The organism is Bradyrhizobium sp. BR13661, from assembly GCF_029892425.1.
Lineage (GTDB): Bacteria > Pseudomonadota > Alphaproteobacteria > Rhizobiales > Xanthobacteraceae > Bradyrhizobium.
Genome location: NZ_JARXWB010000005.1, coordinates 335,991 through 359,065, shown reverse-complemented (window position 1 = coordinate 359,065; position 23,075 = coordinate 335,991). Strand labels below are relative to the sequence as shown.

Sequence of the window (23,075 nt, the reverse complement as noted above, 5' to 3'; positions counted from 1 at the left end):
TCGTTTGTGGTCTGGACTATACCTTCACCGTCGCGCGTTCGCGCTTTAGGTGCTGCCCGTCTAGTCTCTACACCTTCGCGGTGGTCGTTCGACCGCTGCGCTTGGCTCGGGATTGCCTGTTACCGGTTTCCCCGAATTTGAGCAGTTCTGCACCTTCGGTTTCCCGGAGGGCACTCAAAAGTTGCTTAAGTCCCTTGCGTCTACCAATTTCGCCACGCCCGCGTACCAAGTTCAGTGTATAGCGAGAGAATCCGTTTGAGCCAAGAACCATCGAATTTCCAAAGGATTAATCGGTGTTCTTCCCCCGTTTTGTTGGGCGTTTCGGCGCTTTCGGCTGCTTCGATCGCCGGACGTTGACGATGGAGGCATCGACCGTGTTCTTGATGTGCGAGGCGTAGAAATCCTCGATCATCTTGACGCTCGTTCGGCAGTTCTTGGCGATCTGGTACACGTCGGCGCCTTCCATCAGGCGCAGGCAGATATAGGTGTGACGCAGGCTGTAGAAGGTCCGACGCTGCCCCTCTCGATCGGCCTTTAGTCCAAGTTCTCCAAGAATGGTGTTGAACAGCTCGTGGTGCGTGCGCGGAAACACGAGGTCGGTCGGCTTCGGGTTTCGTCGCTTGGCGACACGCTGAAACGGCAGCACCGCGCCGGGCATGCTCTTGCAGAAGCCGACACCTCGTTTGCCGCGCACGTCGATTTCAAGAATGCGTTCGCCGCTATCGCGATCATTGACTACTTTCACGTCCCTGAACTCGATCCGTCTGGATTCGTCGGGACGAAGGCCGGTGTTCACCATGAAGAGAACGTAGTCGTGCAACTCCTCATAGTCCTGCTGGAATTTTTTCTTTCGCGGATTCTCCACGCGTTCGCGTGTCGCCTTATAGAGTTCCTTGTATTCGTCCGGGGAGAACCAGGCCCGGTGCGAAATCTTGGCGTTCGTGCGGTAGGGCTGTGAGAGGTCGGGGAGGGTCGAGATGTCGCCATGGCGCATCGCCGTCTTCAGAACCTGACGGAGGGCAACGATCTCCTGATGCATGGTGTTGCGAGCGGGAGGTTTCCCGGTCGCTGCCTTGCTCTCTTCGGCACGGTGAATGCGATATTCTTGGATGAGGCCAGAGGTCACTTGCGACACGGGTTTGTCGCCGAAGAAGGGGATTAGATATTTCCTGATCCGTCGTTCATGCCCCTCAACGTATTGCTTGTTGCGTTGGCCTTCGGTGATGACGGGGAACTCGCGGATGAATTGCTCGGCCGACTGCTCGAAGGTCTTGCCTCGGTCTACCCTGACCAGCTCGCCAAGCTCGCCGCGTTTGAACTTGCCGCGAAGTTCGAGATACCAGTCTTCGGCTGCGTCCTCAGCCTGCCTAAGCTCTTCCTTCTTTGTCGTCGAGCGATGTTGCACGCCGCCGATCGAGGTCGAGCATTGCCAGAAGCGGCCGTCGCCGCGCCGATAGAGCTGGACCTTTCCTCCAAGAATCTCGTGGCGCGCGCTCATGGGGAGAGGCGCCTTGTGCTAGCCGCAGGGGATTTTCCACAGGCGAAGTCCCTCCGGCTTGGAGTGCGGTTTTTGCTGTAAACGAAGGCACAAATCGTCATGGCGTTAGCCTCATGGGACATTCATGTGCTAACCGCTATTATGTGCTAGTTTTGTGCTAAGGTCAAATTTTACTATCTTATTGAAATATATAAGAAATCAGATTTTTAAAGGGATTTTAAGTCCCTTGCGTCTACCAATTTCGCCATGCCCGCTTGATCCAACGAGATCAAACACTTAAGTCCCATCCGGCGGTCTGGAATTGGCGCTCTCGGGCCGGACAGGGGGTTCTTCCTTAAGCGAGCCGGCGGCACAAGGCAAAGCCTCAATCCGGACATCCCGTCCTGCTTTAGGCATTCTCAATTCACGAAGGACTATTCTTCCGCCCATGCCTGCTTCGCATTCCCTTTCCTTCCGCGCCTGCTGCGCGATGGCCGCGCTGGTCGCGGCCGGCTTTGCGCTGTCCGGCTGCGCCGGCATGAGCGAGACAATTGCTCCGGCCTTTGCCGATCCCGCCAAATACGAATTGTACGACTGCAAGCAGCTCGAGGCGGAGCGCAAAGCGCTCGCCAAAAAGACCGCGGATTTGCAGAAGCTGATGGACAAGGCGGAGACCGGGGCCGGCGGTGCTGTCGTGTCGGAGCTTGCCTATCGCAACGATTATCTCGCGGTGCGCGGGCAGGCGCAGATGGCCGAAGACGCCTGGCGCCGCAACAGGTGCCGGGAAACGCCGCCCGACGCGGTGCCGGTGTCCACGACGCCGCAGCGGCCTGACATCAAGCCTGCGCCAAAACGTTAGGGCCGCCAGCCGTAGATCCAGTCCTGCCGCGCCAGCATGCGCTCGGGCCCGAGCGCGCGGATCGCAAGATCGCGCGCGATCGCGAACGGGCCACCCAGATGGTAGATGCGGCCCTGCTGCCGCGCTGTCCGCTGCACCTTGCCGACACGGGCCTGACGCGCGCGGCCGTATTGCTTGAGTGCCGCGGCGACGCTGTTTGCGTCCTCGGCGGTCTCGAGGCTCAGATGCCGGGCGAGCACGGCGGCATCCTCGATCGCCATGCCGGCGCCTTGCGCGGCAAACGGCAGCATCGCGTGCACGGCATCGCCGAGCAGGGCGACCGGGCCCTTGCTCCACGGGCAGCCGTCGGGCACGCCGAACAGCGCCCATTTGCGCCAGCTGTCGACGGTGGCCAGCATCATCCGCGCCGTCGGCGGCCAGCGCGGCGCGGCGAAGGCCTCCATCACCTCGAAGGGATCGCCCGGTGTGCTCCAGCCCGGCCTGTTCCAGGTGCCCGGCAGCACCGCCACGACATTGAGCTGGCGCCCGCCCGCGATCGGATAGGCGACGAGATGCGCGTTCGGGCCCATCCAGAGCTGCACCCGCCGCGCCGTGAATTCCTTCGGGAGCTGCGTGGCATCGAGCGTGCCGCGCCAGGCGATCAGGCCGGAGAAGCGCGGCTGCACCTCGGGGAACAGATGCTGGCGCACCGTCGACCAGATGCCGTCGGCGCCGATCAGCGCGCTGGCGAGATCGCTGCGCCTGATGGTGCCGCTGCGATGGACCACCGTCAGTCCTTTGGCGTGGGGCGCGACATCCTCGAACGTCGCGCCCAGTTTCAGATCGATATCGGGATGGTCGGCGACCGCGCCTGCGAGCGCGGATAGCAGGTCGGCGCGGTGCACCACCCAATAGGGCGCACCGGCCCGCGCGGATGCAGCTTCGCCAAGCGGCATGCGCAGCAATTCGCCGCCGGCGCGCGCGCTCATGATCGAGACCGCCTCGGGGACGACCGCGCGCAGCTTCAGCCGTTCGGCGAGGCCAAGCTCGACCAGCACGCGGCTGGCATTGGGGGAGAGCTGCAGGCCGGCGCCGACTTCCTCGAGCCGCTCGGCCTTTTCCAGCACGACGATGCGAAATCCGCGCTCCGCGAGCGCTAGCGCAGCCGTCAATCCTCCGATACCGGCACCGGCGACGACGATCGTTCGCGGGAGGGCCACGCCTGACCCAACGAAGCGGTCAGGCCACCTTGTCCTTCAAGACACATTCCGGCGGACGGGCTTCGCCCGCCTTCAGGTCCGCGGCGAAGCGGTACAGCGTCGAGCAATACGGACAGATGATCTCGTTGTCGTTGCCGAGATCCAGGAACACGTGCGGATGATCGAACGGAGGATTGGCGCCGACGCACATGAACTCTTGCGAGCCGATCTCGATGACGGGAACACCGGCATCGTTATGGAAGTGCGGGACGACATGGTCGGACATCGTAGTTCATCCTGGAGTGGCAATGGCGGCAGACACAATCAGCAGTGACGCGGCATATGATCGACGCCGCGGACCATACTGATGGGTGCAAGTGATTGCTAGCCCGGCGGAACCGAAAGGTTCGCAATTGCCCCATGCTCATTTGCTCATGCAAATTCGACACAATCTTGCGGCCTGAGAGAAGCCCTTCTTTCGTCGGGGACGTTGTGTCGCAATTTTGGCATACTATCTCTGGGGACACGCGAATTTGCGACGAAAGACGCATCATCGCGCCAGTGATCCCGCGCAAACGAGTCTCCGGATGTCCAGGCTTTCAGCATGAAGTGGCTGCGAATCACCTCGGCTCTGACCGGGATTGCTGCATGCAGCCTTGTGCTCGCGCAGGTAGCGCCGCATGCCCGCGACGCCGGCGCTGTCCTCGCCGCTCAGGACGATCCGGTGGCCCTGTCCGAGCTCAAGCTCGATGCGGTCCTCGCGAACAACGATCGCCTGGTTCAGGACAATATCGAGGCCGCGCTCGCTGCCGGCGATGCCGACCTCGCCGACAGCTTTGTCGCGCTGGCGCGTGACCGCAACATCGCGCTGCCCGACGACCTCCTGAGCCGCGTCAGCGATGCCGTCAAAGTTGAAAATTCCAGCTCGCATTTCGCCAGGCGGTTCGCCACCGGGCTCGTCACCGGCAACGCCGACGATGTCGCGAGCCTGTCGGGAACAGTCGCCGGCGATCTCTTCGTGATCGGCGATATCAGGGACGTCGTCCGCGAGGGCAAGCATCTGGCGATGGGCGAAGACACCGATCGCCTCGTGCTCGGTCTTGCCACCGCGGGCCTCGCCGTGACCGCCGTGACCTACGTGTCGGCCGGCGGCGCTGCGCCTGTTCGCGCCGGGCTGACGCTGGTGAAGGATGCCCGCAAGGTCGGACGGCTCGGCGAAGGTCTCGCCGCATGGGCCGGCCGCTCCGCGCGCGAGGTGGTCGACACGCCGATGCTGCAGAACGCGGTCGCCTCCGGCTCCGTGCTGCGCCCGGGCGAGACCGTGAATGCGATCAAGGCCGCGTTCCGCGTCGAGAAGGCAGGCGCGCTGGTCCGGCTCGGCAAGGACGTCACGCGCGTCGCGGAAAAGACAGGCACGCGCGGCGCGATGGATAGCTTGCGCATCGCCGAAGGTCCGAAGGATGTCGCGCGCGCGGCGCGGCTGGCGGAAGCGCAAGGCAGCAAGACACGCGCGATCATGAAGCTGCTCGGCCGCGGCGCGCTGCTGCTCGTCGGCGGCGCGTTCGATCTGGCGCTGTGGCTCCTCGGTGCGGCGCTGACGCTGTTCGGCCTGCTGTCCTCGATCAAGGCGACCACCGAACGCCTGACCCAGGCCTGGTGCGATCGCAGGCGGTCCCGGCGGCTCCGCCGGGCGCAGATCGCTGCCGAAGCCGCGCTGGCCAACACGGCCGTCACGGCCTAAGATCAGTCTCTCCCACAACACTGCGGAATTGCTGATGCCGAGTTTCCACAACGGCGCCGTTGAAATTGCCTATCTTGACGAAGGCGAGGGCGATCCGATCATCCTCGTGCACGGCTTTGCCTCGAGCAAGAACGTCAACTGGGTCTATCCGACCTGGGTCTCCGAGCTGCGCAAGAACGGCCGCCGCGTCATTGCGCTCGACAACCGCGGCCATGGCGACAGCGCAAAGCTCTACGAGCCCGAGCAGTACTCGATTCCCGTGATGGCCGGCGACGTGCTGGCGCTGATGGACCATCTCGCCATCCCGCAGGCCGACATCATGGGCTATTCGATGGGCGGGCGGATGGCGGCCTGGCTTGGCCTGAACGAGCCGCAGCGCCTGCGCTCGGCGATCCTCGGCGGCATCGGCATCGGCGGCCTGATCGAGGGCACCGGGCCCGGCGAGACCGTCGCCAAGGCGCTGGAGGCGCCCTTGCTCGACGATGTCACCGATCCCGTCGGCCGCACCTTTCGTGCATTTGCCGATCAGACCCGCTCGGACCGCGTGGCGCTCGCCGCCTGCCTGCGCGGCACGCGCGATCTCATGACGAGGGAGGAGGCCGCGCGGATCGACGTGCCCGTGCTGATCGCGGTCGGCTCGACCGATGACGTCGCGGGCTCGGCGAGCGCGTTAGGCGCCATCATCCCCGGCTCGGAAGTGCTGGATATCCCGAACCGCGATCACATGCGCGCGGTCGGCGACAAGGTCTATAAGTCAGGCGTGCTGGATTTCCTGTCACGCCGCGGATGAGGCGATGAGGTTGTCTCGGCTGAGAGCCACAGCCTTATCGAAGTCGATCGGATATTTGCAATTCCGATCCGTCCAACGGCGGACGGCCGGCATCGGCGCGTCGAGCGGCCCGGTAACGGCCGGGCGACTGACCATGATGCCGGTGAAACAACTTCGAAAATGCCGCCGCTGTCTCGTAACCGACCTGGCTGGCAATTCGTGCGATGGACTCATCGCTGGTTTCCAGCAGGAACGCCGCTTCAGCCATCCGACGTTCGATCACATAGCGTTGCACGGACTTGCCGACGAGCTTGGTAAAGCGCGCCGAAAATGCCGAGCGGCCAAGCCCGACGCGACGTCCAAGGCCGCTCAGGGTCCAGGGTCGCTCCGGGTTTTCGTGAATCAGCTTGAGCGCCGGTCCGATATGAGGGTCGGAAATGGCCCCAAGCCAACCGCCTTGTCCTGGACCGAGAGACGAGATCCAGCTTCGCAGGACCTCGACAAACAGCACTTCCGTCAGTTTTGAAAGCGCGACGCGTTGGCCGGGTCGCTCAAGGGCAGATTCACTGACCATGCGACGCAGAATTGCTTCGAGCCATCCGCCGTCGGTCGTCCGCTTGAGCAACAGGACTGGGGGGAGCAATTCGAGCACACTGCCAAAGAGCGGGCGCGACACCGTGAAATTGCCGCAGATCATGGTCGAGCGCGGCTTCACGCGGCCGCCGTGACGAATGACGCCAAACCTCGACGACGCTCGGTCGATATCGATGATGCGCAAGGGCTTGGCCCGGCGATCCGAATAAAACACATGGGGCTCGCCGCGCGTAATGACGACGAGATCACCCTCGGTCATCTGGGTTTCCTGTCCCCGCTCGAGCGCGAGGGTCGCCGATCCTCGGCTGACATAGTGAAACAGCGCGTACGGGCGCGCCGGCAGCTCAAGATGCCAGGGATGTCCGAGCTCGAAGTGAAACAGCAGCGTCCCTCCGAGACGAATGCGATCGAGCATCTGAGCGAGGATGTCCATCGACAATGATTAACGCGGTGGACGATCGGACACAACATCCGGACGATTGATCCCTATCGTCCGGAACGGCTGCGGATTAGGTCATCTCGTGGCGGGCCGGCGTCACGTGCGGCAACCATTTCGCCGACGGCAGATGGAAGAAACCGCGACCTCACGGAAACGCCTGTCCCTTCCTCCGGACTTTGTTCGTCCGACATGCCCATAGGAAAAATCGATGCGAAATATCCTTGTCTCAGCTGTCACTGCACTCCTGGCCGGATCGACATTGGTCGGCGCCGCCAACTCGGCAGAACTGCCCAAGGGAGCAGCCCACAACATCGTGCTCGTACACGGGGCCTTCGTAGACCAGACGAGCTGGCAACCTGTCGCTGATATACTCACGAAGAAGGGCTACACCGTCACGCTCGTGGAAAATCCGCTCACGTCGCTCGCGGCTGACGTCGATGCTACCAAACAGGCGATCGCGAAGCAGGACGGAAAGACCGTTCTGGTCGGCCACTCCTGGGGCGGCGTGGTGATCACTCAGGCGGGCAACGATCCCAAGGTTTCGGCGCTGGTCTATGTGTCCGCCTTTGCGCCTGACATAGGTGAATCCCTTGCGTCGCTGGCAAAGGCAGGCCCGCCGACCGAAGGCGGTAGTGCCATCCATCCTGACGCGAAGGGTGATCTGTACATCGATCCGAAAGTGTTTCCGTCAGCTGTCGCGGCGGATCTTCCTCCTGAAATCGCTCAGCACCTGGCCAACTCGCAGCTTCCGCTGAATCACGTTGCGTTCGAGGCCCCAGTGACCATTGCCGCCTGGCATGACAAGCCGACTTTCTACGTCATCAGCACCAAGGACAAGGTCCTCGCGCCTGAGGCCCAGAAGTCGTTCGCGACAAGGATCAAGGCTCAGACGACGGACGTCGCCGGCAGCCATGCCTCCCTCGTCGTCCATGCGAAGCAAGTCGCTGAAGTCATCGAAAAGGCAGCGCTCGCGAAGTGACGTGATCGCTCCCGGCGCTTCGCGTCGGGAGCGCATGCGCCGCCTCCGTGGCAGCGCGCAGCGCGACGCGCGTGATGGCGACCCGAACCAGACATCAGAAGCGACACTCCTTCATGGACAAGACACTTGCATCACCCCTCATCGCCTTGGCTCTTTGTATGGGAGCTGGTGCGTCCGCTTCCGCCATCGGGAACGATCCGCTCGATGCTGCAACGAACAGCGCGATAAAATCGAAGTTCAGCAAATTGATGGAGCTGGCCAACAAGCACGATTTCAAGGCTCTGCACGAAATGTTTTGGCAATCGCCCTCGGCCCTGTTGGTGGCCAAGAGCGCGATCCCGTCCGAGGGAAACTGGGCCGGCTTTTGGGGCAACGAGGCGATCGATCAAAAGCTGCATGACATCGGTACCTCGGGTCCAGTCCTGCTCGAGCCGGATTATGCGAAGCTCAAGGTCGTCGGCCTGACGAACGACGTTGCGGAGTCCTACGTGCCGATAAACATCACGGTGTCCTACGCGGGACAGGATGGAACAGCCAGGCCGTTCTTGATGATCATCAATTGGCTTCGCATCGGTGACGACTGGAAGGTCGCGTCCGAAATCATTCTGCCCGTGCCGCCGGCCCCGGCCCCGAAGGACTAGGCGCAGTCTCACCGCGCCGATCGCTGCTGGCATCGGCCGGATAGACTCTCCGTTGCGGCTTCACACCGCCTCGTCGCTGAATGCGGCGGGAAGCGTGGCGAGGAACGACATGACGCGTTGTGTGCGCAGGGGCGGGCGGCGGTCGGAGGTGCGCAGCATCCATAGAGGTTCCCCAGACGCGCGCCAGGGCGCAAGCACTTCGACCAGCCGGCCGGCGCGCAGATCTTCATGGACGAGCCACGCCGGCCCCCAGCCGACCCCAAACCCATTTGCGATCAAAGCGAGCGACGCGTGCGCGTCGTCGCAAATGTGCTTGGGCTTGGGCGTGACGCGAATGGGTGCTTTGCCGCGCGGGTCGGCAAAGCGCCAGGTCAGGATCTGACCGCTCGCGGGATTGCGGAAGCCGACGTGGTCGTGCGCGGAAAGCTCGTATGGTGTAGCCGGCGCGCCGCGCGCGTTCAGATAGGCAGGCGAGGCGCAAGCGATCCAGGAGAACTTGCAAAGCCGCCGCGCCTGATGGCCGGGCACGCGGTCGAGGCGTCCTGAGCGGATCGCGACGTCGACCCCTTCCGCCGCGAGATCGAGAATCTCGTTGCGGAATTTGATCTCGATCTCGATTTCCGGCCGTTCCCGCAGGAACGCGGGCAGTCGCGGCAGGATGCAGGCGCGCGCGAACGAGGCGGGGGCGGTCACGCGCACCCGTCCGCCATCGTCGCGCGCGACTTCGCCGAGCGCGGATTGGACACGGGCGAGACTTTCGACCAACGCGCGTCCCGCCGCCATCAGCCTGTCGCCCTCTTCGGTCAGCGCCAACGAATGGGTGGAGCGATGCAAAAGCCGCAACCCGCGAGCCTTTTCGAAGCGGGCGACCGCCTTGGACATCGCCGAGGTGGTCGTCCCCGCCCGCCGCGCGGCTTCGGCAAAGGAGCCCGCCTCGACGACGCGGACGAAGGCGAGGAGACGCGAGAGGTCGGGAGGTAAGGTCGTTGTGGACATGCAGTCCACATGATCATGGCTGCGCAGTCACTACAAGAGTCATTCCCGAACGGCTAAACGGGGAACGTTGGCGCGCATTCTGCGGCGCCGGAAACGCGGGAAGTCCCATGAACCTCATCGAAATCACCCTGCAAGCCCTCGACGCCGCCGAGCGTGCGATTCCACCCGGCCAGCCGGTTTATATGCTCAATCTGCTGCGCTACCGCGCGGTTGCGCGTTACGAGGATGGATTCGACGCCGCGCCCTGCTCGGGCCGCGAAGCCTTTAATGAACGCTATAGGCCGGCCTTCCGGCGTCTTGCGGCGGGCAAGCCGCTCGCGCGGATGTTTTCCGGGCCGTTGCTCGCGAGCCTCGTCGGCTCGCCAGGCGAACGCTGGGACGAAGCGGCGATCAATGAATACGGCGATTTCGCTACCTTCCGCTCGATCGTCGACACCGAGACTTACCGTCGCGAAGTCGCCCCGCATCGGCACGCGGCGCTCGAGGATTTCCGGCTGTTCGCGCTCGCCAGGGCCATGTGAACGCGGTGACGCTTCATCCCAATCTCACCGCGCTTTGCTGTCGTCGCCAAACCGCCGCGCCAGCGCCATCAGCACCACGAAGGTCGCAAGCCACACCATGCGTGCGCCGTAACGGTCGTGCGGGCCCGAGATCACGCCGCAGATGAAGGCGTTGCCGAGCAGCGCCAGCGTCACGGTTGCCGCCAGCAGCGTCAGATCGTCGAGCCTGCGGTTGGCGAGCGCATGTCCGAGCAGCGCGAGCAGCGCCAGCATCGAGATCAGCGCGACCGGCACGTGCAGCCAGTTGACATAGTCGAAATCGAGCCCCCAGTTCTGCTGGCGCGCCGCGCGCATCGGCGCAATCTGCGCCGGGATGTAGCGTTCGATGATGCCGTAGGTGTGGGGAATCCAGACACTGGCGCCTTCGCCGGTTGCCACATGCAGCAATTGCTGGCCCATGGCCCGCAGTGCGGCACCTAGCTGCCAGGCCGGATAGTCGGCGAGCGACCGCTCGACGATGGTGGCCATCTCGTCGTTGAGCCCATCGAAGCGGCCGAGCGTGTTGAACATGCTGCGGCCCCACAGGAACTCGTCGGCGGTCGCCGGCAGTTCGTTGCGATAGGGACAGAGCTTGAAGTTTTCGCGCGGGCAATGGTCATTGAGGAAACGCGCGACGATGCCGTCCTGCATCATGCGGCCGAAGGCAACACCGGTGCCGCCGGGGGTCCACGCCCATTTGCCCGATAGCGCATGGTTGGCCGCGATCAGCATCAAGCCGCCCGCAACGATCGTCAGGCTCGCCTGGCTCAATCCGGCCATCGGCAGGCGACGTCCCAGCAACGGCCGCGCCATCCAGCCGGCGGCGCAGAGCCCGAACAGCACGCCGAGCGTGGCGCTGTGAGTCGCGGCGGCAAAGGCGGTGAAGACGAACAGCGAGACCCTCTCGGCCCGCGAGATACGGCTGCCGCCGACGATCAGGAGAAACAGCGACAGCACCGACAGTCCCGCGAAGATGTCGGTGAGCAGCATGCTGGCAAGCCAGGGCAGCGCCGTCGACACGATCAGCAGCAGGCTGATGGCGGCGAAGCGGGTCGTCTGCATCATCGAGAGCACGCGCAGCGTCAGCTGCAACAGCCACAGCGTCGCCAGCGACTGGACCGCGAGGTTGATCCAGAATCCGGAGCTCTCGCCAAAGTGCAGATAGAGGCCGAACACGGTGGAGCGGCTGGGGACGAGATAGCCTTCGTACCAGCGCGCCAGATAGCCGCCGGTATCCCATTGCAACAGCGGATAGCCGTTCCAGAACGCCGGCGCGATCATGAGGAGGGGCAGAGCCACCGCCGCCAGCCGCAGCCAAAGTGTACCCGCGGCGCGCGCGCGCAATTGATCGGTGGTGATGCTCAAAACCGCTCCGTCCTCGTGCCGGACCATGCCCGCAACAAGGGTTGAGACGAAATTCACCAATAGTTTGACGCCGTCCGGCTTGAATTTGGCGAGACTCTGACCATTTGAAGCCGACCTTGCCGCCTGGGGCGTCCGAAGAACCTTTTGTGTTTCAATGCGTTGGCGTGCGGCCGCGGGGCAAGGCGCTGTTCACTCTCAGGCAAGCCCGTCAGGACTTTGTCGCTTATACTGTGCTATAAACGAAATTCGAAAGAGCAGATCCCAGAGAGAAAATCATGGCAATGCATCAGGTCAATCCGGGAGGAAAGCTCGCAACGCTCGATCCGATCTGGGACCGGATCCGCGGCGAGGCCGAGGACATCGTCCACCGCGAGCCCGAGCTTGCGACCTTCATCTATTCGACGGTGCTGCATCACAGCCGTCTCGAAGATTCGGTTGTTCACCGCGTCGCCGACCGGCTCGATCACGCCGCGCTGTCGGGCGACCTCGTGCGCCAGACTTTCGATGAAGCCCTGCGCGACGATCCCGATCTCGGCAACGCCTTCCGCGCCGATCTCGTCGCCGTCTACGACCGCGATCCCGCGACCTCGCGCTTCATCGATCCCTTGCTCTACTTCAAGGGCTTCCACGCGATCCAGACCCATCGCCTCGCGCACTGGCTCTATTTGAAGGGCCGCAAGGATTTTGCGTATTACCTGCAGAGCCGCGCGTCTGCGGTGTTCCAGACCGACATCAATCCCGCCGCGCGCATCGGCCGCGGCATCTTCCTCGACCATGCCACCGGTTTCGTCTGCGGCGAGACGGCCGTCATCGAGGACGACGTCTCGATCCTGCACGGCGTCACGCTCGGCGGCACCGGCAAGGAGAACGAGGACCGTCACCCCAAGATTCGTCATGGCGTGCTGATCGGCGCGGGCGCCAAGATCCTCGGCAACATCGAGATCGGCCATTGCGCGCGCATCGCCGCAGGCTCGGTCGTGGTCAAGCCGGTGCCGCACAATGTCACGGTCGCCGGCGTGCCGGCCAAGATCGTCGGCGAAGCCGGCTGCGCCGAGCCATCGCGCACCATGGACCAGATGATCAACGCGATGGGTCTTTAAGCTCCCGAGTTAAGGGCCGGAATGACCGACCCTTTTCGTCCCCAAATTCTTTGGCAATTCATGCTGGCGGTTCGTCGCGTCTCGTCCTAAAACCCGCCGACCAAATTTGATCGGAGACTTGCCGTGGATGTCAAAGAAGTCAGAAAGCTCGATGCGTATTTGAAGCGCGTATTCGGCAATCCCAAGATCCGCGTCGTGCCGCGGCCGAAGAAGGACGACAGCGCCGAGGTCTATATCGGCGAGGAGTTCATCGGCGTGCTCTTCGTCGACGACGAGGACGACGATCGCTCGTTCCAGTTCCAGATGGCGATCCTGGAAGACGATCTGGTCGACCAGGAATAGTTTTCAACCGCTCTCGTGTCCCGGACGCGCTGCAGCGTGAAACGCTGCTGCGCAGAGCCGGGACCCAGAACCCAACGACGCATCGCTGCAACATGGGCCCCGGCTCTGCAGCGCACCGTCGAAGACGCGCGTAAACGCGCTTATGGCGTCCGGGGCACGCATTCCACATAGAAGCGCGCTCCCTCCACATCGCCATTGCGAGCGAAGCGAAGCAATCCAGAGTCTTTCCGCCGAGGGATTCTGGATTGCTTCGCGTTTGCGCGGAGAGCATGCTCAAACAACAACCTAAAGCGCGATGACGCTTCATCCCAATCTCATCGCGCTTTAGCCGAAAGGAAGCAAGCGTGTCAGCTCAGCGGAGTCTCTCAGACATGGCGAACTCGGTCCTCCGCTTGCTAGGCCAGTCTCTCCTTTGCTTTTGCTGCATGACGACGGTCCAGGCGGCGCAGCCTGAACACATCGTATTCCCCTACGAAAACGCGGCAGATCTGCGCGGCTTCATCAATTTGCTGACGGCCTTCCGCGCGGCATGTCTTGCGCAGCCCGTTACGCGCGACTTGCCCGCCAACCTCGTACCTGAAGGCTATCAGGTGGTCACACGTGCCGTCCATTGGTGGGGCAAGGAGGACGCTTCATTTCAGGATACGGCGATCCTGTCGAAGACCGGGCGCGAGGACAGCGATCTTGCCGGCGGTTACCCCATCATCGATTTCACACTGCCGAGCGCCAAGATGCCCGACGGCGCTTGCAGTGTCAGTTGGAAACGAAAATGGAGTCAGGACTACGCCGATGGAGCGCCGCGGTTGTCTCTCGACATGGCTGCCTCGCTCCCCGCGCGCGTGTCCTTCTATCTGAATGCGACGCTGATCTCGAAGCCGTCTGACATCTTTGCTGCTGCTGATCGCTATACCGACCTGACCACGTGGCGGACCGATTGCAACCAAACCAGGCGATGTGATTTCGAGGTGAATGCCAGCTTCGATCAGGAAGGCATCGACGTCGCGATGACGTCGCGGGGTGAGGTGAGTATCTTACGGCAGTGAGGCTTCGCTCGGAGCATCGTGCGGCCGCCGCTCAGTCGCACACTTCCATTTGTCCCCCTCCTACCATGGAGACTGCGGAGCCATACTTTTGAATTGATATCCGACAGCCGGGCCTCACCGGCCGGCAGCCTACCGTGGTACAAATAACTTGCCCGGATGCAGACGGCTTCGTGGGTGCCGCTTCGGTTTGCTTCCGCTCCGTGTCTCGCTTCTTGGCATCCTCGCGGGTCGCAACCGGCTTCTTGTCCTGCACCTTCTCGCATTCATTGTCGTCATTGACGCGATAGCCGGCGCGGCAGGCGATCTTCACGCACGCATCGCCGTCGGCCTTGAAGCCGTGCTCGCACACCAGCGGGCAGACCCGGCCCGTCTTGGCCTTGATGGCGTCGAGCGCCTCGAAGCTTGCGAGCTTGGCGTCGAAGTTCGTGCCAGCATATTTGTTGAACAGCGTCAGCGAGCGTTGCGATGGTGCATTCCAGTCGCCGTCGGCCGCGGCCGCGAGACAGCCGACACGACGGAGCTCGGACTGAACGAGCTTTGCGGTCTCCTGTGGTGAGAGGCTGGGCGCCGTCTGAGATGGAGCGACTGCGGCGACCTTCTGCTCACGGTCACGCTGAGCCTTCTCCGCCGCCTGCTTCGCAGCCAGCTCGGCGGCCGCCTTGTCGCTCGCGATCTTGTCGGCAAGCGCCTTCTCGACCGCCTGCTTGTCGGCAAGCGCCTTTGCCACGGCAGCCTCGGCATCCTTTCTACGCTGTTCTGCTGCGGCCGCCTTGGTCTCCTCGATCTGCTTGGTCTTCTCCGCCGCTGCCTTGACGTCCTCAGCAGCCTTTGCGGCGGCAGCCGCTTTGTCCTGCTCGGCCTTCTTGGCGCGCTCTACCGCGAGCCGAGACTTCTCATCCTCGGCCTGCCTGGCTTTCTCCGCTGCGACGGCGCGGGCATCTTCTGCCCCGATCTTCTTCAACTGCACCCGCGCAAGGTTGGCGTAAAAACCCTCAGGATAGGTCTGGAGGAACGCTTCCCATGCATCGCGATCGCCCGCCTGCAGCGCCAGCTCGTAATCGCGGCGAACTGCATCTTGGGGATTGGCTTGGGGGCCGGCGACGGTCGGTTTTGCCGCAACCAGCGCCACGTCATCTCCTCCGAGCGAGCCATAGACATACGGCTCCTGCTTGTTGCCGGTGGCCTTGAGCACGTCGTCGCGAACGAATCGGAAGGCCTTGCCAAGGTCGAGGCCGGGAGTCGGGAGGCGTTCGACCAGCGCTGTGGCAAACGGGCTGTTCTTTGCATCACCATCGGAGGCGGTCGAACCCGCCTTGGCCGCGAAGGCGATCATGGTGTTCGGGCTGGTCGGTTCGACCTTGGCGAGGCCGCGGCCGATGGCGCGGGCAGCGATCGTGCGCTTCATCGTCTTGGCGAAAGGATTGTCCCGGCAGGCATCGAGGATGACGAGGCGCAGTTGCTTGGCCGGCTCGATCGCAAACAGCACCCGGTCGAGTGGGAAGGCCTCGTCGAGAACATCCGTATCGGTTTCCAAGGCGGCATCGGTCGGGATCAGGTAGTTGGTGCCGTCAAGCTCGATGCCATGGCCGGCGTAGTAGATCACCGCGACGTCGGCGTCGCGAACCTTGCTGCCGAACTCGCGCAGCGCCTTGCGCATGTCGACCACGTTGAGGTCGAGCTTGACGTCGACCGTATCGAAGCCGGCCTTCTTGAACATGCCGCCGACCAGCGCGGCATCATTCGTGGGGTTCGCGAGCCGCGCCACGTTCTTGTAGGCCGAGTTGCCAATGACGAGCGCGACGCGTCGCTCGGCCATTGCCGGTCCGCATCCGACCCAGGCAGCAAAAACGATCAGGAAAAAACGAAACGCGCCCATTGCAGCCCTCAGTTGCAGGCCTCCCCCGTATAAGTACCCTTAGCGACGCCAGCGGTCCCGCCCTCCGCCGTTACGAGCCGACAACCCGGCCGGACGGGGCGGCAGCCCAGGTTGTTGCAATAGATCTGGCCGCTCGCCTGCGGCTTCGACGGTGCAGACTCGACCTTCGTCTTGCTGCCGTCCCTCGACTTCGCCTCCTCTCGCGTGGCAACCGGCTTCCTGTCCTGCACCTTTTCGCACTCGTTGTCGTCATTGACGCGATAGCCGGCGCGGCAGGTGATCTTGACGCAAGCATCGCCATCGGCCTTGAAGCCGTGCTCGCACACCAGCGGACAGACGCGGCCCGGCTTGGCTTTGATGGCGTCGAGCGCCTCGAAGCTTGCGAGCTTGGTGTCGAACTTCGTTCCCGCATATTTGTTGAACAGCGTCAGCGAGCGTTGCGAGGTCGCATTCCAGTCGCCGTCTGCGTTGCTCGCGAGACATCCGACGCGCCGGAGCTCTGACTGCACCAGTTTGGCGGTTTCCTGCGGCGAGAGAGAGGAGGGCGATTGGGTTGGGGCGACTGCTGCGACCTTCTGCTCGCCGTCGCGCTGCGCCTTCTCCGCCGCCTGTTTGGCCGCCAGCTCGGCGGCCGCCTTGTCGTTGGCAATCTTGTCAGCGAGCGCCTTCTCGGCGGCCTGCTTGTCGGCAAGCGCCTTCGCAACGGCGGCCTCGGCATCCTTCCTGCGTTGCTCGGCTGCGGCCGCCTTGGCCTCCTCGATCTGCTTGGCCTTCTCGGCGGCTGCCTTGGCGTTCTCGGCGGCCTTGGCGGCGGCCGCGGCCTTCTCCTGCTCGGCCTTGTTCGCACGCTCGGCTGCCAGCCTTGCCTTTTCGTCCTCGGCTTCGCGCGCCTTCGTGGCCGCGGCTGCGCGCGCCTCCTCGGCCGCGACGTTCTTCAGTTGTGCGCGGGCGAGACCCGCATAGAACCCGTCGGGGTAAGCCTGCAAGAATGCTTCCCACGCGTCACGGTTTCCCGCCTGGAGTGCCAGCTCATAGTCCCGGCGAACGCTGTCTTGGGGATTGGCTTGCGGGCCCTGGGGCGCAGTGACCACAGGCTTCGCCGCGACCAGCGGCACGTCGTCGCCGCCAAGCGAGCCATAGACAAAGGGTTCCTGCTTGTAGCCGGTGGCCTTAAGCACATCGTCGCGAACGAATCGAAAGGCCTTGCCCAGGTCGAGCCCCGGTGTCGGCAGGCGTTCGACCAGAGCCGTGGCAAACGGGCTGTTCTTCGCATCGCCGTCCGAAGCGGTTGAGCCCGCCTTGGCCGCGAAGGCGATGATGGTGTTCGGGCTGGTTGGCTCGACCTTGGCGAGGCCGCGGCCGATCGCGCGCGAGGCCACGGTTCGCTTCATCGTCTTGGCGAACGGGTTGTCGCGGCAGGCGTCGAGAATGACGAGGCGGAGCTGCTTGGCAGGTTCGACCGCGAACAATGCGCGGTCGAGTGCTACGGTCTCGTCGAGCACGTCGCCGTCGGTCTCCAGCGCGGCGTCGGTGGGGATCAGGTAGTTGGTGCCGTCCAGCTCGATGCCGTGTCCCGCATAGTAGATCACCGCAACATCGGCATCGCGGGTCTTTCCCGCAAACTCGCGTAACGATCTGCGCATGTCGGCGGCGTTGAGGTCGAGCCTGACATCGACATTGTCGAAACCGGCGGACTTGAACATGCCACCGACCAGGGTGGCGTCGTTCACCGGATTGGTGAGCCGCGGTGCGCTCTTGTAGGCCGAGTTGCCGATCACCAGCGCGACGCTCTTCCCGGCGGCCAGCGCAGAGCCGGTCCCAAGCCAGGTCGAAAGCCAAGTCGCAACAATCAACAAACCAAACAGCCGAAGCCGCATTCCAGCCCCCGAATGCATGTGCGTCAGATTACCCGCAGAATGGCCAAATGCAATTTGCGGTCTGTGACGTCAGTCACACTTCGCTGCAAGCGACCAAACTTTCAGAGAAATGTGCGACCACATCGCTAAAATCGATTGTCCCACGATGACATTATGCGCCTGTTTTGCCCGACGGGTCAGATCGTATTTCGATAAAGGCGAAATACCGAAAATACGAAGTCGTGCCAGGCACATGGCTACTGTGCATGGGGTTGTTTTCGGCCTGTTGTCGCGGCCGGCTCAGCCCTTCGGCCCGCGCAGTTGCGCCGTCAGCCTGTCCATCGCGTTTGCGACATCGCGCCATTGCGACAGCCAGCTGCGCGGAAAGCGGTAGGTGAGGTCGGCGCCGCCGACGCGGCGCTCCGACAGGCACATTCCGGGCGTGGCGGCATCGCGCGTGCAGCGCGCGGTGAGCGCGGGGGATGCCGCGGAATACATATCCTCGCTGCCATAGGGCGTATCGCTGCGGAAGGCGCGCATCGTCAGTCCGTCGTCCGGTGTCGTCGCTGACGGCTCGAGATAGCGCGGGTAGATCGTCGCAGTGCGCTGCTCGGGCGAAAGCGCATCGTGATGCGCAGCGATCGAGAGGAAGATGCGGTCGATCGGCTGCATCGCCGTGTCCACGGTGTCGGCGGTCACATGCGTCGGCCCGTTCGGAGCGTCCAGCGAGGGATAGAGAAAGTCGAGATCGATGCGCTCCTGCGGCCCCGAGTGCCGCTGGATCTTCATCCGGATCGCCTGAAGCGGCAGGTTGAACAGCGTGCCGCCGACGCTGACCGGCAACTTGTCCGGAGCGTCCGCGCCGCCCGTGCTCCAGGTCGGCCACAACAGATAGGCCACCAGCGCGATCGCGCTCGCCGCGAACACACAGGTCAGCGCGATCGGGACGAAATGTGTCCTTGTGCGCGTTCTGGGAGAACGAGGGGAGGTTGCCGAAAACACCGTCATGACGTCGCGCAAAGGACCCGGAGGTCGGCCGGTGGCCGACGAATCACCGGCGAATATGCCACGCGGCGGCAATGTCGCGGAAGGTTCCGGGGCTACCGGGAACGGCAGGGAGCTCTGCGTGGCCCGGGCGGCGCCGTTAACCTTCGCTTAAGGATAATGTAGCGTTAACCGGCACTAGATGTCAGAGGAAGGCTCCAGCGTTGCGTATGGGCGGACTGTTCCGATGACACCCGAAGCTCTCAACACTTTCTTCTCGATCTGCATCGGCTTCGCGCTCGCGGGCGCGCTCGCAAATGGATATCAGGCACTGTCGCAACGTCCCGCCGGTTTCGGACTGTTGCAGGAGGGCGTGGCTGCAAGAACTTTTGCGGCGGTGCCGTTCCTGGTATTTGCCGCGCCCTTCATCATCATGCGCAACACGCTGCGCGGCATGCGGCTGGAAAGCCGCCGCTTGGAATTCGTGATGATGGCGACCGTCATCGCCGGCTTCTGGAGTATGATGAGCGGCACCTTCTTCCTGATGACGCTGCGCGCGACCGGCGTGCTGGGCTGACGCTCTGCAGGGCTGCCTGCTGCGGCGGCCCTTTGCCTCCTCGCCGCCGTTTCGCTATGGCTTGGGTTGACGCGACAGGAGGCCTCCATGGCGATCTACGAGCTCGACGGGCAGGCGCCCGATCTTCCCTCCGACGGCAACTACTTCATCGCGGAAACCGCGACCGTGATCGGCAAGGTGCGCCTGAAGCCGGGCGCGAGCGTCTGGTTCGGCGCGGTGCTGCGCGGCGACAATGAGTGGATCGAGATCGGCGAGGGCGCCAACGTGCAGGATGGCTCGACCTGCCACACCGACCTCGGCTTTCCGCTGGTCATCGGCAAGAACTGCACCGTCGGCCACAACGTCATTCTGCACGGTTGCACGATCGAAGAGGGCGCGCTGATCGGCATGGGCTCGATCGTGATGAACGGCGCGAAGATCGGCCGTAACAGCATTGTCGGTGCCGGCTCTGTCATCACGGAGGGCAAGGAGTTCCCCGAACGCTCGCTGATCATCGGCTCGCCCGCACGCATCATCCGCACGCTCGACGATGGCCAGGTGCAGAAGATGGGAAGCGCTGCAAGGTTCTATGTCGCCAACGGCCCCCGCTACACGAAGGGCCTGAAGCGGATCGGCTAGCTCCCCTCGGACTCGCGGGCTTCGATCGAGCTCGCGACTTTCTCGTGGCCGGCTGCCCACAGCGCGTGCTCGTCACTGCCGTCCGGGTAAGGGTTGGCTTCGGCCGGGATGTTCTCGCGCGCGGCGCGCTCGCCATCCGCAAAGGGATGGCGGTCCGCCATCGTGCGTTTCCTTTCGCATTCTTGCGCGCAGTGTCGAGTCTCAAGCTGATCTGACGGGATTTGTTCCGGAACCTGTCTTTGCCGCGGCCGTTGGTGGGACGAGGAGAGTTTCAGATGATCAGATTGTCCGCGCGCGCTTCGATCAAGACATTGATCGTCATCTTCAGCCTGGCGGCGATGCCCGCGATATCCTTCGCGCAAGGTACTGGCGGGTCCGCCGGGTCGACGGCTGGCGTCGGCAATGCACCGTCGCCGCCGCCCGGCATCAACAGCCTCGGCACGGCGCAATCCTCGGGCGCGAACGCGGCACCCGGCGTCACCACCGGCGCCGCCTCGGGGACAAACCCCGATGCCGATGCGACAGTGAGCGCCGAGAACCGGCTGCTTGACAAGAAGATGAAGAGCATCTGCCGCGGCTGCTGACGCTCGCGCGGAAGTGAGCCACCGCGCCTATCCTCGATGGGCGAGTGACATTAGCTTGGCCCAGTATTGAAGTGTGGAGCGTTTCCACGCGGAGGGTGAGTTGATGTCACGCAAGATGATCATGGCCGCACTGGCCATCGCGGCAGTTGGTCTCGCAGTGCCCCAGGCGGCGCAGGCGCGGGGCGGTTTCGGTGGTGGCGGCCATTGGGGTGGTGGTGGCGGTTGGCATGGTGGCGGCGGCTGGCATGGCGGCGGCTGGGGCCATGGCTGGCACGGCGGCGGCTTCTGGCCGGGTGTCGCGATCGGCGCCGGCATCGCGGGCGCCGGCTATTACGGCGCGTATGGTTATGGCTACGGTTATCCCTACTACGGCGACCCCTATTACGGCGTCGGCTACGAGGACTACGGCGCGCAGTGCTACCTCGTGCGGCAGCGAGTCATGACGCAATGGGGTTGGCGCGTCCGCCGCGTTCAGGTTTGTGAATAGGGGCTGCTATGAGGGGCTGGAGCCCCTCTGAGGCACCTGAATACCGGAGATCAAAAAAACAAGGCCGTTGACGCAATATACCGTCAACGACCTTGCCAGCCCCGGATATTAAAATCGGCTCACGCCATCCGGTGGAGCCGAGCATGGCGCGGAATCATACGGACGAATGTGATCCATTTCACATCTGGCGAAAATAAAGCGTCGCGCCTTTGGATCCGATCAGCCGCGTGAGCGTTTGTGGGCGCTGGCATGATGGGCGCGGTGGCGCGTCGGTTTCCTCGGGGTAACCGAGGGCGTGTCGGTCTCATTGGCGCGGGCACTGGCAAAGGATTGCCGCAGACTGTCGATGGATTCATTCAGACTGGCGACCTGATCCGACAGGCGCTTGGTGTCTGTCTGCTGCGAGGCGAGTAGCCGCTTCATGGTCTGAAGCTGATCCTGCACCACCTGAAGCTGGTCGATCGATTCCTGCTGGGTTGCTTCCAGTCCCTTGGTCTTCTCGACCAGTTGTTCGGAGGCCTGCGCCGCGCGCACCTGGAGCTGGCGCGAGGCGACCACGCGGTCGGTCTCGGGTGCCGCGCCGGTATAGGCGCGCCAGATGGCGATCGAGGTGACCCCGGCAATCAGCAACAATAGTGCCGCTGCCGTGAGCGCAATCGGCTGCGCGCCGAGACGAAGGAGAGGATTGGACGGTGTGTCCTCTGCGAGATCGATCATCGCTGACAAAACCCAAATTGAAACTTGGTGAGTGGCGAAGAACGGCAGCACAAGAACGCAGAACAAGGCGGCCGGGCGTCCCGAAAGTGTTACTGTTCGGCAACAATTGGGACGAAAAGGTGGCCGCTTGGGGAAAAAGCGCAATTGACCCTAGGCGCAATTGATCCAGGGCAGAGGCTCCGGGCGATCGAAAGCGGCACCTGAAAAAGGAAATCCCGCCGCGCCGATTGCGGCATAGCGGGAGTGTCCCGGATACGATTGGCGAAAACGGCGGTTAAGCGCGCGCAGCTTTCAACGAGGGCTGGATCGTCATGCGATAGGCGATGAACGCCTTGCCTTCGAAGGTCTCCAAGACCTCGTCACAAGCCGGACAGCGATACTCGCCGGAGTTGGCAGGCGGCGTGGCAAGTTCGAGCCGCCGAAACCCTGCCCCGCATGCCGGACAGGTGACATCGTTCTTTTTCATCTTGATCCCGTAATAATACTGGCGCGGTGTCTTAGCACAGGTTGGGTCGAAGCTGAGGTCGCTTGTGACAGGCACATAAAAGTTGATCGCGCTGCCAGCGCGAAAACGCACGCTCAGGGCTGAAACGGCGCGAACGGACCCGAATAGGTCTTCGCACGCGGCGCCGCGTAGGGGCCGAGCCGGGATGTCGAGAGCCCCAGCCGCACCAGTCCTTCAGCCAGCGTCACCGCGGCGGCGACGCCGTCGACCACGGGCAGGCCGTGGGTGCGGGCGAGTTCTGTGGCAAGATCGGCCATGCCGGCACAGCCGAGCACGATGGCCTCGGCGCGGTCGTCGCGGATCGCGGCCGTGATCTCCGCGGAGATTTTGCTGAGCGCATCAGTGTCGCGCTCCTCGAGCGCAAGCACCGGGACCTCGGCGGCACGAACGCGGGCGCAGCGGTCGGCGAGGCCGTATTTCCGCAGATTGTGCTCGATCGGTACGATGGAGACACCAAGCGTCGTCACCACGGCGAAGCGCGCCGCGACCAGGCTCGCGAGGTGAAATCCGGCTTCGCCGATGCCGATGACCGGCGCTTTTGCCACCGCGCGCGCGGCATCCAGGCCGGTGTCGTCGAAGCAGGCGATGATGTGCGCATCGGCGCCGTCGCGATCGGCCTCGCGGATGCAGCCGAGCATGCCGGGCACGGCGAACGCTTCGTCGTAAAATCCCTCGATCGAAACCGGCCCCATCGCGGGCTGGCGCGCATCGATCACCGTGTCGGGGCGCGCAATCGCGCGCGCCGCGGCGGCGATCTTCGCCGTCATCGATGCCGTCGTGTTGGGATTGACGACGTGCAGTCGCATCGT

General features: G+C 63.6%; 26 protein-coding genes. 13 read left to right on the top strand and 13 right to left on the bottom strand.

What is annotated here, in order from left to right:
* Positions 1–286 precede the first annotated feature (286 nt).
* Positions 287–1,498 carry a site-specific integrase gene (locus M2427_RS11440; protein WP_280706382.1) on the bottom strand — a complete coding sequence of 404 codons (1,212 nt, stop codon included), beginning with the start codon at positions 1,496–1,498 and terminating at the stop codon, positions 287–289.
* Between the two features lie 427 nt (positions 1,499–1,925).
* On the opposite strand from M2427_RS11440, the gene M2427_RS11435 reads away from it, so the two are divergent.
* Entirely contained in the window at positions 1,926–2,336 is a 411-nt protein-coding gene (locus tag M2427_RS11435) for a twin-arginine translocation pathway signal (RefSeq protein WP_280706381.1), read from the top strand.
* On the opposite strand, the gene M2427_RS11430 is transcribed toward M2427_RS11435, so the two are convergent.
* Both M2427_RS11430 and M2427_RS11425 read right to left on the bottom strand, forming a co-directional pair.
* Positions 2,333–3,535, bottom strand: a complete 1,203-nt coding sequence (locus tag M2427_RS11430) for an FAD-dependent monooxygenase (RefSeq protein WP_280706380.1) — start codon at positions 3,533–3,535, stop codon at positions 2,333–2,335. The two genes, M2427_RS11435 and M2427_RS11430, sit on opposite strands and share 4 nt — an antisense overlap.
* Positions 3,536–3,554: 19 nt before the next feature.
* Positions 3,555–3,800, bottom strand: a complete 246-nt coding sequence (locus M2427_RS11425) for a zinc-finger domain-containing protein (RefSeq protein WP_007602543.1) — start codon at positions 3,798–3,800, stop codon at positions 3,555–3,557.
* Positions 3,801–4,118: 318 nt separating this feature from the next.
* Between M2427_RS11425 and M2427_RS11420 the strand changes: the two genes are divergently transcribed.
* Positions 4,119–5,255: a hypothetical protein gene (locus M2427_RS11420; RefSeq protein ID WP_280706379.1), complete on the top strand. Its 1,137-nt coding sequence runs from the start codon at positions 4,119–4,121 to the stop codon at positions 5,253–5,255.
* A 34-nt stretch (positions 5,256–5,289) separates the two neighbouring features.
* Positions 5,290–6,045, top strand: coding sequence for an alpha/beta hydrolase (locus M2427_RS11415; RefSeq protein WP_280706378.1), 756 nt, complete (start codon positions 5,290–5,292; stop codon positions 6,043–6,045).
* Positions 6,046–6,079: 34 nt separating this feature from the next.
* On the opposite strand, the gene M2427_RS11410 is transcribed toward M2427_RS11415, so the two are convergent.
* On the bottom strand, positions 6,080–7,051 hold the full coding sequence (locus M2427_RS11410; RefSeq protein ID WP_280706377.1) for an AraC family transcriptional regulator: 972 nt from the start codon (positions 7,049–7,051) through the stop codon (positions 6,080–6,082).
* Positions 7,052–7,265: 214 nt separating this feature from the next.
* Here M2427_RS11410 and M2427_RS11405 point away from each other — a divergent pair, with 214 nt between their 5' ends.
* Both M2427_RS11405 and M2427_RS11400 read left to right on the top strand, forming a co-directional pair.
* Positions 7,266–8,036 carry an alpha/beta hydrolase gene (locus tag M2427_RS11405; protein ID WP_280706376.1) on the top strand — a complete coding sequence of 257 codons (771 nt, stop codon included), beginning with the start codon at positions 7,266–7,268 and terminating at the stop codon, positions 8,034–8,036.
* Between the two features lie 113 nt (positions 8,037–8,149).
* On the top strand, positions 8,150–8,677 hold the full coding sequence (locus tag M2427_RS11400; protein WP_280706375.1) for a hypothetical protein: 528 nt from the start codon (positions 8,150–8,152) through the stop codon (positions 8,675–8,677).
* 60 nt (positions 8,678–8,737) lie between these two features.
* Here M2427_RS11400 and M2427_RS11395 read toward each other — a convergent pair whose 3' ends face one another.
* The gene (locus M2427_RS11395; RefSeq protein WP_280706374.1) at positions 8,738–9,673 is read right to left on the bottom strand and encodes a LysR family transcriptional regulator; all 936 of its coding nucleotides are present in this window, start codon (positions 9,671–9,673) and stop codon (positions 8,738–8,740) included.
* Between the two features lie 107 nt (positions 9,674–9,780).
* On the opposite strand from M2427_RS11395, the gene M2427_RS11390 reads away from it, so the two are divergent.
* On the top strand, positions 9,781–10,194 hold the full coding sequence (locus M2427_RS11390; protein WP_280706373.1) for a hypothetical protein: 414 nt from the start codon (positions 9,781–9,783) through the stop codon (positions 10,192–10,194).
* Between the two features lie 24 nt (positions 10,195–10,218).
* Here the strand turns inward: M2427_RS11390 and M2427_RS11385 are convergent, their stop codons facing one another.
* Positions 10,219–11,577, bottom strand: a complete 1,359-nt coding sequence (locus M2427_RS11385; protein ID WP_280706372.1) for a hypothetical protein — start codon at positions 11,575–11,577, stop codon at positions 10,219–10,221.
* Between the two features lie 275 nt (positions 11,578–11,852).
* On the opposite strand from M2427_RS11385, the gene cysE reads away from it, so the two are divergent.
* From cysE to M2427_RS11370, 3 genes are all read left to right on the top strand, one after another.
* Positions 11,853–12,677, top strand: a complete 825-nt coding sequence (gene cysE, locus M2427_RS11380; RefSeq protein ID WP_280706371.1) for a serine O-acetyltransferase — start codon at positions 11,853–11,855, stop codon at positions 12,675–12,677.
* 123 nt (positions 12,678–12,800) lie between these two features.
* Complete coding sequence (locus M2427_RS11375) at positions 12,801–13,019, top strand: DUF3126 family protein (RefSeq protein ID WP_007602550.1); 219 nt, start codon at positions 12,801–12,803, stop codon at positions 13,017–13,019.
* A gap of 425 nt (positions 13,020–13,444) precedes the next feature.
* Positions 13,445–14,062 carry a hypothetical protein gene (locus tag M2427_RS11370; RefSeq protein ID WP_280706370.1) on the top strand — a complete coding sequence of 206 codons (618 nt, stop codon included), beginning with the start codon at positions 13,445–13,447 and terminating at the stop codon, positions 14,060–14,062.
* A gap of 31 nt (positions 14,063–14,093) precedes the next feature.
* Here the strand turns inward: M2427_RS11370 and M2427_RS11365 are convergent, their stop codons facing one another.
* The 3 genes from M2427_RS11365 to M2427_RS11355 form a co-directional block, all read right to left on the bottom strand.
* Positions 14,094–15,938: a caspase family protein gene (locus M2427_RS11365; RefSeq protein ID WP_280706368.1), complete on the bottom strand. Its 1,845-nt coding sequence runs from the start codon at positions 15,936–15,938 to the stop codon at positions 14,094–14,096.
* A gap of 8 nt (positions 15,939–15,946) precedes the next feature.
* The gene (locus M2427_RS11360) at positions 15,947–17,815 is read right to left on the bottom strand and encodes a caspase family protein (RefSeq protein ID WP_280706367.1); all 1,869 of its coding nucleotides are present in this window, start codon (positions 17,813–17,815) and stop codon (positions 15,947–15,949) included.
* A gap of 279 nt (positions 17,816–18,094) precedes the next feature.
* The gene (locus M2427_RS11355) at positions 18,095–18,802 is read right to left on the bottom strand and encodes a hypothetical protein (RefSeq protein WP_280706365.1); all 708 of its coding nucleotides are present in this window, start codon (positions 18,800–18,802) and stop codon (positions 18,095–18,097) included.
* Between the two features lie 223 nt (positions 18,803–19,025).
* On the opposite strand from M2427_RS11355, the gene M2427_RS11350 reads away from it, so the two are divergent.
* Both M2427_RS11350 and M2427_RS11345 read left to right on the top strand, forming a co-directional pair.
* On the top strand, positions 19,026–19,355 hold the full coding sequence (locus M2427_RS11350) for a hypothetical protein (RefSeq protein ID WP_280706363.1): 330 nt from the start codon (positions 19,026–19,028) through the stop codon (positions 19,353–19,355).
* 87 nt (positions 19,356–19,442) lie between these two features.
* The gene (locus M2427_RS11345; RefSeq protein WP_280706362.1) at positions 19,443–19,973 is read left to right on the top strand and encodes a gamma carbonic anhydrase family protein; all 531 of its coding nucleotides are present in this window, start codon (positions 19,443–19,445) and stop codon (positions 19,971–19,973) included.
* Here the strand turns inward: M2427_RS11345 and M2427_RS11340 are convergent.
* The gene (locus M2427_RS11340; RefSeq protein WP_173937527.1) at positions 19,970–20,134 is read right to left on the bottom strand and encodes a hypothetical protein; all 165 of its coding nucleotides are present in this window, start codon (positions 20,132–20,134) and stop codon (positions 19,970–19,972) included. The genes M2427_RS11345 and M2427_RS11340 overlap by 4 nt on opposite strands.
* Positions 20,135–20,248: 114 nt before the next feature.
* Here M2427_RS11340 and M2427_RS11335 point away from each other — a divergent pair, with 114 nt between their 5' ends.
* A complete protein-coding gene (locus M2427_RS11335) occupies positions 20,249–20,557 on the top strand; it encodes a hypothetical protein (protein ID WP_280706360.1) in 309 nt (102 codons plus the stop codon).
* Between the two features lie 103 nt (positions 20,558–20,660).
* Positions 20,661–21,044 (top strand): hypothetical protein, encoded by a 384-nt coding sequence (locus tag M2427_RS11330; RefSeq protein WP_280706358.1) that lies wholly within the window; start codon positions 20,661–20,663, stop codon positions 21,042–21,044.
* 219 nt (positions 21,045–21,263) lie between these two features.
* Here M2427_RS11330 and M2427_RS11325 read toward each other — a convergent pair whose 3' ends face one another.
* The 3 genes from M2427_RS11325 to M2427_RS11315 form a co-directional block, all read right to left on the bottom strand.
* Positions 21,264–21,761 (bottom strand): hypothetical protein, encoded by a 498-nt coding sequence (locus M2427_RS11325; protein WP_280706357.1) that lies wholly within the window; start codon positions 21,759–21,761, stop codon positions 21,264–21,266.
* Positions 21,762–22,035: 274 nt separating this feature from the next.
* A complete protein-coding gene (locus tag M2427_RS11320; RefSeq protein ID WP_280706356.1) occupies positions 22,036–22,338 on the bottom strand; it encodes a hypothetical protein in 303 nt (100 codons plus the stop codon).
* A 2-nt stretch (positions 22,339–22,340) separates the two neighbouring features.
* Positions 22,341–23,072: an aspartate/glutamate racemase family protein gene (locus M2427_RS11315; RefSeq protein WP_280706355.1), complete on the bottom strand. Its 732-nt coding sequence runs from the start codon at positions 23,070–23,072 to the stop codon at positions 22,341–22,343.
* Positions 23,073–23,075: the final 3 nt, after the last annotated feature.